The sequence below is a fragment of the Stenotrophomonas maltophilia group sp. msm4 genome (genome assembly GCF_032025605.1).
In the GTDB taxonomy this organism is placed as follows: domain Bacteria; phylum Pseudomonadota; class Gammaproteobacteria; order Xanthomonadales; family Xanthomonadaceae; genus Stenotrophomonas; species Stenotrophomonas sepilia.
Genome location: NZ_JAVSKK010000001.1, coordinates 845,148 through 857,969, shown reverse-complemented (window position 1 = coordinate 857,969; position 12,822 = coordinate 845,148). Strand labels below are relative to the sequence as shown.

The window sequence follows — 12,822 nt, the reverse complement described above, 5'->3', positions numbered from 1 at the left end:
TCAATGACACGATCACGACAACCGCGCGCGGAACGGTTTTGTCCGCGTCGTCGCGTGCGACTGTAGAGCCGAGCCCGTGCTCGGCTGATGTCGTTTGCCGCAAAGCGCAGCCGAGCGTTGGCTCGGCTCTACAGCAGAAGCGGGCTACCTTGCGCCGTCCAGCGCCTGCCGCAGCGCGGCCACGGTCGCGGTGGCGGTCTGGCTCCAGTCCGGGTCCAGGCCGCGCAAAGCCGGGTTCTGGAACTGCATCGCCGAGCGGCGCAGGCCCTTGGCCGAGGCGTGCAGTTCGGTGCAGCCGGTCCGTCGCGCAACGGCGGCGATGTTGGCCGGGCCCAGCCCGGCGCCGGCCATCACCGTGATACGTCCCGCCGCCTGGGTGACCAGACCCGCCAGCACATCGGCGCCGGCCTCGGCGCTGACCTGGCCGCCCGAGGTCAGCACGCGCTGGCAACCCAGTCCGATCACCTGCTCCAGCGCCGCCGGCAGATCGCGGGCCGCGTCGAAGGCACGATGGAAAGTCACCTGCAGCGGCCCGGCGGCCTGCACCAGTTCACGGCACAACGCCAGGTCGATACCGCCCTGCACATCCAGCGCACCGATCACCACGCCATCGCAGCCCAGCGCGCGGCACTGCGCGATGTCACGCAGCATCAGTTCGGTTTCCAATGCGTCGTAGTGGAAATCACCCGGGCGCGGGCGCACCAGCACGAACAGCGGAATCGACAGGCGTTCGCGGGCGATCGCGATGGTGGCAAACGACGGCGTGGTGCCACCCTCGGCCAGGTTCTCGAGCAGTTCGATGCGGTCGGCACCGCCGGCCTGCGCGGCCAGCGCCGAGGCCAGCGAGTTGCTGGCGATCTCCAGGGTCAGCCGCGTGCTCACGCCTGAGTGCTCATGTAGATCGACGGCGAGTCGCGCAGGTCGTCCTGGCGCTGTCCATCGCACACGGCGTATACGAAGCCGCGGTGCAACGCGTAGGCACCCACCTCGCCCTGCTTGTTCATGGCCAGGAAGCACACCTGCAATGTTCTGCTCGCTTCGGGGCGCTTGCGCACCACGCGGTCGATGGCTTCGCGGCAGGCCTGCGCGGGCGAGCGCCCTTGGCGCATCAGCTCGACCACCAGGAACGAGGCGGCGTTGCGGATCATCTCCTCACCCACGCCCGAAGCAGTGGCCGCGCCCACTTCGTTGTCGACATACAGGCCGGCGCCGATGATCGGGCTGTCGCCGACCCGGCCGTGCAGCTTCCAGGCCATGCCGCTGGTGGTGCAGGCACCTGCAAGATGGCCCTTGGCATCCAGCGCCAGCATGCCGATGGTGTCGTGGTTGTCGCTGTTGCCGGGAATACCACGGCGCTCGGCATTGATCTGCGGCTGGTACTTCTCGGTCTTCAGCCACTCGCGCCAGGCCGCTTCGGCCTGCGGCGTCAGCAGGTGCCTGCGTTCAAAGCCCTGCTGCACCGCGAACTGCTGCGCGCCCTCGCCCACCAGCAGCACGTGCGGGCTGTTTTCCATCACTTTGCGGGCCACCGACACCGGATGCAGGATGTCGACCAGCGCGGCCACCGCACCACAACGGCCATCGCCATCCATGATGCTGGCGTCCAGGCTCAGCACGCCGTCGCGATCCGGGTTGCCGCAATGGCCGACGGTGGGGTTGCACAACTCGCTCTCGGCCCAGCGTGCACCGGCTTCAACTGCATCCAGTGCGCTGCCACCCTGCGCCAGCACCTTCCACGCGGCCTGGTTGGCCGGCACGCCGAAGTCCCAGGTCGAGACCACCCTGGCCCCACCCTGCGTGCGCGCCTGCACGCCCGGCAAGGCCACCATGCCTGCGGCCAGTGCGCCGGCCTGCAGGAACTGCCTGCGATCCACCATCTTCCCCTCCCAGTCTGCAATACACGGCCGGCCCGATGCCGGCCACGCCGATCAGTCGTGCGTGGGCTGCCGTGCGGCGTACCAGACCGCTGCGCCGAGAACGCCCAGCTGGCCATGCTCCACGCGCCATACCGGCACCTGGCGCAGCACCTCGGTCAGCACGCCCTTGTTGAGGAAGCGCTCACGGAAGCGACCATCGGCCAGGAAATCCTGCACATGCGCAGAAATACCCCCGGCCAGGTACACCGAACGCGCACCCACCGCGATCGCTGCGTCGCCGGCCAGGCTGCCCAGCCAGGCACAGAACACCTGCAGCGTTTCCACCGCCAGCGCATCCTCACCGCTGCGCGCGGCACCGATCAGTGCCTCGGTACTGCTCCACACCGGAGTGACGCCGCGCAATTCGCACAGGCACGGATACAGGTTCATCAGGCCACTGCCGGACAGCACGCGCTCGTTGTCCACGTGCGGCCAGCGCTGCAGCAGCTTGTCCAGCACCTGCAGTTCCAGCGCGTTGCCGGCGCCGAGCGCGGCATGGCCGATCTCGCTGGCCAGCACCGGACGCTCGCCGTCGGCAAAGCGCAATGCTGCACCCAGACCGGTACCGGCGCCCAGCACCAGCGCCGGGAACGCCTGCGCCGGGTCAGCATCGCCATTGAGCGGCACCAGGGTGTCAGGCTGCAGGTAGGGAATGGCCAACGCCACCGCTTCAAAATCATTGATCAGCTGCAGCTCATGCAGCCCGGACTGCACCCGCGTGGCCGACAGCGAGACCGTCCACGGCAGGTTGGAATTGATCAGCACATCGCCATCGAGCAGGCCAGCGATGGCGACCACGGCGGCCTGTACCGGCTGGCCGAGGCCTGCGGTGAAATCAGCAAGGATCGCGGCCAGGCTGGGATGCTCGGCGCAGGCGTAGGTGCGATGGCTGCCCAGCAGTGGTGCCTGGCCGGCTTGCGTTTCAGCCAGCGCCAAACGGGCGAAGGTGCCGCCGACATCGGCGACAACGAGACTGCGCGGAAGACCGCCGCGGGCGGAGTCGGTGGAAACCGGGGACGCTGCTGCGATGGTCACGCTGGCCTGCTTGGATCGATTGAATCGCCCCGATTCTCAGGCATCCGGGCGGCTTTGCCTAGCGCGCCGGCGGTTCAGGTTGGCCTACATGCCTTCCTGTTCGGCCACCTGCACGCCATCCACCAGCACGCGCAGGCGCTGCGGGCGGAAGCCGGCGAACAACAGCGGCCGGGTGCGCTCGACCAGCACCTCATGGCCGGCGATGTGGCGCAGCCACGACTGTACCAGTGAGAACGAGAAGTGGGTGCCCGGATGCAGCGGATGCTGCACCCAGACCTTCTCGGCGGCGCTCTGCAGCAGCATCGCGCCGGTGAACCAGTGTCGGCTGAGGGTCACCGGCGTGGTGCCGGCCATGAAGCGGATATCCATGCGGGGTCCTTTCGCTGGAGAGGCCTTGCGGCGTGTCAGGGCTGGGCCGTCTGCAGGCTGTAGCGGGTGGTGGCGGTGAACACCACGCCATCGGGCTGGGTGGAGCGTACCTCTACCTTGTGGCTGCCCACGGCCAGGTCGGTCGGCAACGCCCCACGCCACAGGTGCGGCGAAGCGGTGGCCTCCGGCGAGCGGTCGTAGCCACGCAGGCTGTCAGCCAGATCGTCGGCCACGTTCTCTACCATCAGGCGCGGGTCGGGCTGGCTGACCTGCTTCATCGGCTGCCATGCGCCGCCATCAACGCGGTACTCGACCACGCTGGCGTCCTCGCCCATGTAGACGTTGGCGTACACACCCCACGCCGGATAGGCCCCCTGGCGCAGCACCTTCGGCGCATGCAGGCCGATCTGCTCGCTGGCCGGCTTGCCGGCCACCCGGTACTGCAGTCTGTAGCTGCCATTGGCGGCGACGTCCAGCAACGCGTAGCCCTTTGGCGTGCCATCACTCATGGTGCTGTCCGGCACGCCGGCGGCATCCTTCACCCCCGACCAGAACGCGCCGCAGTTGGCACCGACGTTGTATTCGTGCAGCGGCTTGTCACCGTTCCAGCCGTCGGCCTTGCCGTGGTAGACGTGCTGCTGGGTGTGGCTGTGGCCACTGAGCACCAGCACGTTGCGGAAGTCCTTCAGCAGGTCGAACAGGCGCTGGCGGTCAGCATGACGGAAGGTCTCGCGCCCCGGCGCGGCGTCGAACAGCGGGATGTGCATGCCCAGCACCAGCAGGCGGTCCTTGTGCAGGCCCTTCAGGTAGCCGGCAAGGAAAGCGAACTGGTCTTCGCGCAGGCCACCGACATACTTCGGCCTTGCGTTGGGGTCATACACCACGTCGTCGAGGAACACGAAACTGGCACCGCCCTCTTCCACCGCGTAGGTATCCGGGCCGTAGATATTGCGCCAGCTGTCCAGCGAATGCTCATCGCTGGCGGCATCGAAATCGAGATCGTGATTGCCCGGCACATGGAACCACGGCACGCCCAGCGACGTAGTGACCTTGTTGATTGCCGGATACAGGGTCAGGTCATCGTTGACGATGTCACCCAAGGCGGTGCCCATGCGCGCCTTGGTCTGGCCGACCAGCGGCGACACGATCGACTGCTGGTAGTAGCCGATGTCCTTCAGGCTGGCGGTCTGGGAGTCGGTGAAGACCAGCATCTGGAAGCCGCGACGGCTGTCATGGCGATCCGGCTGCAGCGCGAAATCCCAGTTGCGGGTGACATCGCTGGTGGCGGCGATGCCGCCGTACTTCAGCGCCGGCGAGCCGTTCGGGCGGAAGTGGCGCCAGAACGAAGGCAGGCCGTCTGCCGCCTTCGGGAACGAATACGCATCGGGCTTGATCACGAACACGGTCTGGCCGTCGCGCACCGGCAGGCTGTAGCTGCCGTCGGCGGCGGTCTTGACGATGGCCTCGCCGTTGGAAACCTGCACCCCGGCCAGGCCCGGATCGGTCGCACCGCGGCCCGGCTTGCCGTCACGCTCCAGATAGACCTTGCCGGTGACCACGGTGTCCGCAGCCCAGGCCGGCGAGGTCAGCAACAGGCAGCACAGCCAGGCGGCAGGCAGTTTCATGGGAGGCATCCGGAGAAAGGGATCCGGTATTGTAGAGCCGAGCCACGCCCGGCTGCATTTCCAGCGGGTAGTGCCGGCCGCTGGCCGGCAACCCCTCGATGCCCGAAGATGATGAGGTTGCCGGCCAGCGGCCGGCCACTACCACGCTTCAACGATGGCGTTTTTCCAGCACCGCCCGCGCATCGTCCAGCGACAGACCGCGCGCGCGCAGCAGTACCAGCAGGTGGTACAGCAGGTCCGAAGCCTCACCGAGCAGTGCCTCGTCATCCTGCGCCACCGCCGCCAGCGCGGTCTCCACCCCCTCCTCACCCACCTTCTGTGCGATGCGGCGGATGCCGCCCTCGAACAGGCGGGTCGTATAGCTGCCCGGCGGGCGCTGCGCCTCACGCATCGCGACCAACTGGTCCAGCCCGCCCAGGAAGTCCTTCGGCGCCTGGTCGAAACAGCTCTCCGCACCCGTGTGGCAGGTTGGCCCCGCCGGGCGGGCCATCACCAGCAGCGTGTCGGCATCGCAGTCGACGCTGATCGACTGCACCACCAGCACGTTGCCGGACTGCTCGCCCTTGGTCCACAACCGCTGCTTGCTGCGGCTGAAGAACGTCATGTGGCCGATGGCCAGCGTGGCCGCCAGCGATTCTGCGCTGACATAGCCCAGCATCAGCACCTGCAGGGTATCGGCATCCTGCACCACGGCCGGCAGCAGGCCGTCGCCCTTGCCCCAGTCCAGCGCCTGCAGCGCATCCAGCGATGGCCTGACTTCAATAGACATCCCGCACCTCGATCTGCTGTGCGCGCAGGTAGCGCTTCAATTCCGGAATGGCGATGGCGCCGCTGTGGAACACGCTCGCCGCCAGCGCACCATCGACGTCGGCCTGGTCAAAGGCTTCGGCGAAGTGCTGCATCGCACCGGCGCCACCGGAGGCGATCAGCGGCACCTGGCACAGGGCCCGGGCCTGCTGCAACTGAGCGACATCGTAGCCGCGGCGCACGCCATCGCTGTCCATGCAGTTCAGCACGATCTCACCGGCGCCCCGACGTTGCGCCTCGACAATCCAGTCCAGGGTGCGCAGTGGCACCGCCTGGGTCTTGTCCGGGTCTCCGCTGAAGCGGCGCACCCGCCATTGGCCATCCGCTTCGCGCACCGAATCGACACCGACCACCACGCATTGCACGCCGAACTCGTCGGCCAGTTCAGTGATCAGTTCCGGGCGGCCCAGCGCGGGGGAGTTGATCGACACCTTGTCGGCACCGGCGAACAACACGCGACGCGCGGTTTCCACGCTGTCGATGCCACCGGCCACGCAGAACGGAATGTCGATCAGCCGCGCGATGCGCTCGATCCAGGCAACGTCGACCGAACGCGCCTCGGGGCTGGCGCCGATGTCATAGAACACCAGCTCGTCCGCCCCTTGGTCGCGATAGCGCTGCGCCAACTCAGCGATGTCGCCCATGTCGACGTGGTCGCGGAAGCGCACGCCCTTGACCACGCGGCCATCGCGCACGTCGAGGCAGGGAATGATGCGGCGGCTCAACATGCCAGCGCCTCCGCCAGGTCCATGCGCTGCTCCAGCAGTGCCTTGCCGAGAATCGCACCACCGCAGCCAGCGGCACGCGCCTCGGCCACATCGGCCACGTCACGGATGCCGCCGGACGCCTGCACCGCCACCCCCGGCAGCAAGGCCGACAGGTGCTGGTAGAGGCCGATATTGGGCCCGGCCAGCATGCCGTCGCGGGCGATGTCGGTGCACAAGAGATGGCGCATGCCGGCGCGCGCGTAGCGCTGGGCCAGGTCATCCAGGGTCACCCCGGCGTTCTCGGTCCAGCCGTGCACCGGCAGCTGCCACTGCCCCTGTGCGTCCTGGCGCGCGTCCAGCGCAATCGTGATGCGCTCGGCGCCGAATTCCTCCAGCCAGCCGACCACTTCATCGGGACGACGCACCGCCAGCGAACCGACCACCACGCGGCCGGCACCAGCATCAAGGATGCGCGCCACATCGTCGCGGCCACGCACGCCACCACCGGTCTGCACCTGCAGCGGCGCCTGCGCGCGGATCGCCGCCAGCAGCGGCGCCAGCGTATAGCCACCAGCGCGTGCAGCATCCAGGTCGACCAGATGCATCCACTGCGCGCCCTGCGCGGCGAAGGCCTGCGCGCGCGGCAGCGGATCGTCGCCGTAGGAGGTTTCCTGCGCGTAGTCGCCCTGGCGCAGCCGCACCACGCGGCCATCGCGGATATCCAGCGCGGGGTAGACGATGAAACTCATGCAGCAGTGCCCTCGAGGAAATTGCGCAGCATCAGCGAGCCGGTTTCGCCGGAACGTTCGGGATGGAACTGCGCGCCGTAGTAACGCCCCTGCTCCACCACGGCGGTGAACAGCCCGCCGTGGTCGCAGGCAGCGACGGTGTGGGTATTCAAGGGTGCCGCATAGCTGTGTACGAAGTAGGCGCTGGCGCGTTCCGGCACACCCTGCAACAGCAGCGACTCACGTAGCGGCAGCAGGCGGTTCCAGCCCATGTGCGGCACGCGGATGCCACAGGCCGGCACCAGCTTGCGCACCACGCCCGGAATCAGTCCCAGTGTCTCTACGCCCGCTTCCTCGGAGCGTTCGAACAGCAACTGCATGCCAAGACAGATGCCCATCAGCGGCACCTCCAGCCGCTGCAACGGCTCCACCAGGCCCTGCGCGTGCAATCGCTGCATGCCGGGACTGGCGGCGCCGACGCCGGGCAGGATCACCCGCCGCGCCCCCACCAGGCCGTCCGCGTCGCGCACCAGCCGCACCGTCGCGCCGAGCCGCTCCAGTGCGTAGCGCACCGAGCCCAGGTTGGCACCACCGGCATCGATCAGCGCGACGTCGCTCACAATGCCCCCTTGGTGCTCGGCAGTGCCGTGCCCTGCCGGGCCAGCGCCGGGCGCAGTGCGCGCGCCAGCGCCTTGAAGCAGGCCTCCACCTTGTGGTGATCGTTGTCGCCGCGTACCTGCAGGTTGAGGTTCAGGCCACTGGCATCGCACAGCGAACGGAAGAAGTGCGGCACCAGCTCAGTCGGCATGTCGCCCACCCGCTCGCGCTTGAACTCGCCCTCGAACACGAAGTACGGGCGGCCGCTGAAGTCCAGCGCGGCGCTGGCCAGGGTCTCGTCCATCGGCACGGTGAAGCCGTAGCGGCCGATGCCGCGCTTGTCGCCCAGCGCCTCGCGCAGGGCCTGGCCCAGGGCCAGCCCGGTGTCCTCGATGGTGTGGTGCTCATCGATGTGCAGGTCACCCTCGGCCTGGATATCGAGGGCGAAGCCGCCGTGCTTGCCGATCTGTTCGAGCATGTGGTCGAAGAACGGCAGGCCGGTGGCGATGCGCGCATCACCAGCGCGATCCAGGTCCAGCTCAACGCGGATCTTCGTTTCTTTGGTGTTGCGCTGGACCACGGCGGTGCGTGGCGCGTCGGCCAGTGCGTGCGCGATGCCCGGCCAGTCCCACTCGCCACCGAACTGTTCGGTACGCAACTGGAAGCCCCGGATGTTGAGGTTGTCGGCGAACTGCAGGTCGGTGATGCGGTCGCCAACCATGGCCGAGCGTGCCCAGTCGATGCTGCGGTCCTGCAGGTAGCCAGTCATCAGGCCGATGCCCGGCTTGCGGGTCGGCGCATTGTCCTGCGGCCAGCTGCAGTCGATCAGCACGTCACGGAAGGTGATGCCCTGGCTCTCGAAGATCTGCAGCATCAGGTCGTTGGGGCCATCGAAGCTGGCGCGCGGGTAGCTTTCGCTGCCCAGGCCATCCTGGTTGGTGACGATCACGAACTGGTAGCCGGCATCGCGCAGCTTCAGCAGGGCCGGGATCACCTGCGGCACGAAGCGCAGCTTTTCGTAGGCGTCGATCTGGAAATCGGCCGGCTCCTCGATGAGGGTGCCGTCGCGATCGATGAACAGGATCGGGGTCATGCTGCGGCCCTCCGCGCCGACAGGGCCGCAAGCACGCGGTCGTTTTCTTCGGGGCTGCCGATGCTGATGCGCAGGGCATCGCCCAGCTGCGGCGCGGCGCGCTGGTCACGCACCACCACGCCCGCAGCCAGCAGCGTATCGAACGCGGCCTGGGCATCGGCGAAGCGGACCAGCAGGTAGTTGCCGGATGAGCGGTAGACGCGACGCACGCCGGGCAGGCCCAGCAGCGCCACGCGCAGGCGTTCGCGCTCGGCAATCACCGTGGCTACGCGTTCGGCGGTCCTGGCCAGCGTGGCGGGTTGCAGCGCCTGTACCGCCAGTTCCGCGCACGGCGTCGGCACCGGGTACGGCGCCTGGCAGCGGCGCAGCACAGCAATCAGCTCCGGGGCGGCCATCAGGGTTCCAATGCGCGCGGCGGCGAGAGCGTGCGCCTTCGACAGCGTGCGCAGTACCGCCAGGTTGGCGTGTGCGGCCAGAAGCGTGGTGGCCGATGCGCGCCCTGCGTACTCCACATAGGCCTCGTCCACCACCACCAGCGCCTGCCCGCGCAGCGCAACCGCCACACGCTCGACCTCTTCCAAGGCGATGTCACTGCCGGCCGGGTTCGACGGTGCGCACAGGAACACCAGCTTGGCACCCTGCGCCTTGGCCGCGTCGATCACCGCATCCAGATCGGCGCGCAGGCCATCCTCGCTGTCCACCAGCGGTACTTCAATCAATGCGGCGCCCTGCAGGCGTGCGCAGACGGCGTACATGCCGAACACCGGCGGCGTGACCAGCACGCCATCGCGACACGGCACGCACAGCGCGCGTACCAGCAGATCAATGGCCTCGTCGCTGCCGCGGCCGACCAGCAGTTGCTGCGGCGTCACGCCGTACAGCGCCGCCAAGCCTTCGCGCAACGCCAACGGTTGCGGCTCCGGATAGCGCCGGCTGCTGCCAGCCGCATCGGCCGGATTGGCCCAGGCCGACTCGTTGGCGTTCAACCAGACCTCGCCCTGCACCGCTGCGCTGCGTGCCGAGCTGTAGCCGGCGAACGCCTGCAGATCCGGGCGCACCAGCGCCAGCACCCCCTCGATAGCCGCGCTCATGCCGCCACCTCCATGCGCAATGCCACCGCACGCTCGTGGGCATCCAGGCCTTCGGCGCTGGCGATGATGCGCGCGCAGCCGCCGATTGCCGCCAATCCCGCAGCGCTGGCGCTCTGCACGCTGATCAGGTTCTGGAAGCTGGCAACACTCACGCCGCTGTAGGCACGTGCGGCACCGGCGGTGGGCAGCACGTGGTTGGTGCCGCTGCAGTAGTCACCCAGTGCTTCGGGCGTGTAATCCCCCAGGAACACCGAGCCGGCCGCCTGCACCTTGTCCAGCCACGCGCGCGGATCACGCAGTGCCAGGATCAGGTGCTCCGGCGCATAGCGGTTGCTGATCGCGAAGGCTTCCTCCAGCGAATCGACCTGGATCAGGCGCGACGCTGACAGCGCCTGGCGCGCAATCTGCTCGCGCGGCAGCAGGGCCACCTGGCGCTCGACCTCAGCCTCGATCGCCGCCAGCATCCCGGCATCGTCGGTCAGCAGCAGCACCTGCGAATCCGGGCCGTGTTCGGCCTGCGACAGCAGGTCGGCGGCCACGAACGCCGGATTGGCACCGGCATCGGCAATCACCAGCACCTCCGAAGGACCGGCCGGCATGTCGATGGCGGCGGCGCCCTCCTGTGCGACCTGCTGCTTCGCTTCGGTCACGAAGCTGTTGCCCGGCCCGAACAGCTTGTCGCAGGCGGGAATGCTTGCGGTGCCATGGGCCATGGCAGCGATCGCCTGCGCGCCGCCCAGCTTGAACACGCGCTGCACGCCGGTCAGCCGCGCCGCCACCAGTACGGCCGGGTCTGCGCTGCCATCGGCTCGCGGCGGCGTGCACAGCACCACCTGCGGGCAGCCGGCCAGCTGTGCCGGAACGCCCAGCATCAGCGCGGTAGACGGCAGCGGCGCGCTGCCGGCCGGCACGTACAGGCCCACCCGCCCGATCGGACGCAGCATGCGTTCGCAGACCACGCCTGGTGCGGTTTCAACTGCGTATCCCTTGCCCACGCCGGCGGCGTGGAAGCGGGCGATGCGCTCGGCGGCGTCCACCATGGCCTGGCGCAGTTCGGCGGGGACAGCGGCTTCGGCCGCCGCGAACTCGGCTTCGCTCACTTCAAAGGACGACAGTTCGACACCATCGAAGCGTGCGGTGATCGCACGCAGCGCGTCGTCGCCCTGCGTGCGTACCTGTGCGATCAGCGTTGCCACCGCGTCGCGGGTCTGCTGCGCCACGGTCTGCACCGGGCGGGTCAATGCCGCGCTGCGCGCGGCCTCATCAAGTCGGGACCAGATCAGACGGTTCATGCCAGCGACCGCTCCACGCTCAGTACCATCAGGCCCTGCGCACCCGCGCGCTCGAGTTCCTCCATGCGCTGCCAGCTCAGCGGGCCGGGGCACATGGTCTGCAGGCGCAGCGCACCGCCATCGGCGGGCAACCGCACCAGCGGCTCGGCATCGGCCAGCAACTGCGCCAGCGCGTCGACGCGATCCTCGCTGGCGCGGAACATCAGCAGCTTGCGGTCCTGGCGCTGCACCACGCCATCGAGGCGGCGCAGCAGCATCGCGCGCAGCGAAGCGCGTGCATCATCCGGCACCCGTACTGCACCGGCCAGCACCGCCTCGCTGTCGAGCAGGTTGTGTACCGGGGTCAACTGGTTGGCGCGCAGCGTGGCACCGCTCGAGACCAGATCACAGATCAGGTCGGCAGTGCCCAGGCGCGGGGCGATTTCCACCGAACCGGACAATTCGACCACCTGCGCGTCCACGCCCTGCTCCGCCAGCCACTGCGTGAGGATGGCCGGGTAGCTGGTGGCGATGCGGGTACCGGCCAGCTGCGCCGGACCCTGCCACTGCCATTCCTCCGGCACCGCCAGCATCAGCCGGCACTGGCCGAAGCCCAGCCCGCGCAGCGCCTGATAGGCGTCAGGCAGGCCGATCTGGCGGCGTGCCGCGGCCTGCTCGTCCAGTTCATTGCGGCCGACGATGCCGAGGTCGCAGACTCCGTCAGCGATCAGGCCGGGGATGTCGTCGTCGCGCACCAGCAGCAGGTCTACCGGCAGCGATTCACCGTAGCAGAACAACTTGTCACGGCTTTCGCGCCAGCTCAGGCCACAGGCGCTGAGCAGGTTGCGGGCGGGCTCGGCCAGCCGGCCACTCTTCTGGATGGCGATACGCAGCCGGTCTCGTGCCGGCGCTGCCTGGGTTGCACTCATGGGGGAGGTCTCGAAGTTCGGAACGGGGCGCGGATCAGCGCGAAGCAAGGCGGTCGATGGCAGCGGCATAGCCTCGATGGCCATGCTCAAGCGTGCGTGCCACCCGTCCGGTGGTGGTCACGCTCACGCCGGTGCGCTCGTGGATCTCGCGATACGGCACGCCCTGCTGCAGCAACGGCACCACTTTCCAGCGGTCGGCCATGGCTTCCAGTTCGGCCGGCGTGCACAGATCGCGCAGGAAGGCTTCCACCTGCTCCGGCTCGCGCAGGGCGGCAAAGGCCAAGGCCAGGGCTTCCAGGTCGGCCTTCGGGTCTTTGGCGGCAATCTCGGGGCGGGCTTTCACGGGGCTGTTTCCATGCATCAATGTAATAGCGCGTTAGTACATTAGCGCATTCTTGCGCAGTGCGTCAAATCGTCAGTTGGGGTACGGCAGGGCTGCTGCCCTGCACCCGCAGAGGGAAGAGCCAGAGCAACAGCAAAGCTGGTTTCCGAGGGTTGGCGGGATGGATCCGCTTGAGGGGGGCGCTGCAAGTACCCCTCCGGGGCCCGGCCCAGCCGCTGGCGGCTGTGCGTTCGGGCGCTTGCGAAGCAGTGCTTCGCAAGCAAAGCGCCCTCCCCCATGTAAGCTCGGTCGCCGCATTTATGCGGCTCACG

At 68.4% G+C, this 12,822-nt stretch carries 14 protein-coding genes; all 14 read right to left on the bottom strand.

Going from position 1 to position 12,822, the window contains the following annotated elements:
• Positions 1–144: 144 nt before the first annotated feature.
• Entirely contained in the window at positions 145–882 is a 738-nt protein-coding gene (locus tag ROV93_RS04110) for a copper homeostasis protein CutC (protein WP_072169077.1), read from the bottom strand.
• Positions 879–1,877 (bottom strand): N(4)-(beta-N-acetylglucosaminyl)-L-asparaginase, encoded by a 999-nt coding sequence (locus ROV93_RS04105; protein WP_072169076.1) that lies wholly within the window; start codon positions 1,875–1,877, stop codon positions 879–881. Before ROV93_RS04105 ends, ROV93_RS04110 begins: the two co-directional genes overlap by 4 nt.
• Positions 1,878–1,928: 51 nt before the next feature.
• A complete protein-coding gene (locus tag ROV93_RS04100; RefSeq protein WP_180890608.1) occupies positions 1,929–2,951 on the bottom strand; it encodes a glucokinase in 1,023 nt (340 codons plus the stop codon).
• 84 nt (positions 2,952–3,035) lie between these two features.
• Complete coding sequence (locus ROV93_RS04095) at positions 3,036–3,320, bottom strand: hypothetical protein (RefSeq protein ID WP_072169074.1); 285 nt, start codon at positions 3,318–3,320, stop codon at positions 3,036–3,038.
• A gap of 35 nt (positions 3,321–3,355) precedes the next feature.
• The gene (locus ROV93_RS04090; RefSeq protein WP_180890607.1) at positions 3,356–4,945 is read right to left on the bottom strand and encodes a calcineurin-like phosphoesterase family protein; all 1,590 of its coding nucleotides are present in this window, start codon (positions 4,943–4,945) and stop codon (positions 3,356–3,358) included.
• 148 nt (positions 4,946–5,093) lie between these two features.
• Positions 5,094–5,714 carry a bifunctional phosphoribosyl-AMP cyclohydrolase/phosphoribosyl-ATP diphosphatase HisIE gene (gene hisIE, locus ROV93_RS04085; protein ID WP_072169072.1) on the bottom strand — a complete coding sequence of 207 codons (621 nt, stop codon included), beginning with the start codon at positions 5,712–5,714 and terminating at the stop codon, positions 5,094–5,096.
• Positions 5,704–6,480 carry an imidazole glycerol phosphate synthase subunit HisF gene (gene hisF, locus ROV93_RS04080; protein WP_072169071.1) on the bottom strand — a complete coding sequence of 259 codons (777 nt, stop codon included), beginning with the start codon at positions 6,478–6,480 and terminating at the stop codon, positions 5,704–5,706. Before hisF ends, hisIE begins: the two co-directional genes overlap by 11 nt.
• Positions 6,474–7,208, bottom strand: coding sequence for a 1-(5-phosphoribosyl)-5-[(5-phosphoribosylamino)methylideneamino]imidazole-4-carboxamide isomerase (hisA, locus tag ROV93_RS04075; RefSeq protein ID WP_072169070.1), 735 nt, complete (start codon positions 7,206–7,208; stop codon positions 6,474–6,476). Before hisA ends, hisF begins: the two co-directional genes overlap by 7 nt.
• A complete protein-coding gene (gene hisH, locus ROV93_RS04070) occupies positions 7,205–7,807 on the bottom strand; it encodes an imidazole glycerol phosphate synthase subunit HisH (RefSeq protein WP_072169069.1) in 603 nt (200 codons plus the stop codon). The genes hisA and hisH overlap by 4 nt, the downstream gene beginning before the upstream one ends.
• Entirely contained in the window at positions 7,804–8,877 is a 1,074-nt protein-coding gene (hisB, locus tag ROV93_RS04065; RefSeq protein ID WP_072169068.1) for a bifunctional histidinol-phosphatase/imidazoleglycerol-phosphate dehydratase HisB, read from the bottom strand. Before hisB ends, hisH begins: the two co-directional genes overlap by 4 nt.
• On the bottom strand, positions 8,874–9,968 hold the full coding sequence (gene hisC / locus ROV93_RS04060) for a histidinol-phosphate transaminase (protein WP_072169067.1): 1,095 nt from the start codon (positions 9,966–9,968) through the stop codon (positions 8,874–8,876). Before hisC ends, hisB begins: the two co-directional genes overlap by 4 nt.
• Entirely contained in the window at positions 9,965–11,260 is a 1,296-nt protein-coding gene (gene hisD / locus ROV93_RS04055; protein WP_312538580.1) for a histidinol dehydrogenase, read from the bottom strand. Before hisD ends, hisC begins: the two co-directional genes overlap by 4 nt.
• A complete protein-coding gene (gene hisG, locus ROV93_RS04050; RefSeq protein WP_049438529.1) occupies positions 11,257–12,168 on the bottom strand; it encodes an ATP phosphoribosyltransferase in 912 nt (303 codons plus the stop codon). Before hisG ends, hisD begins: the two co-directional genes overlap by 4 nt.
• A gap of 34 nt (positions 12,169–12,202) precedes the next feature.
• The gene (locus tag ROV93_RS04045; RefSeq protein ID WP_088497315.1) at positions 12,203–12,511 is read right to left on the bottom strand and encodes a YerC/YecD family TrpR-related protein; all 309 of its coding nucleotides are present in this window, start codon (positions 12,509–12,511) and stop codon (positions 12,203–12,205) included.
• Between the last annotated feature and the right edge of the window lie 311 nt (positions 12,512–12,822).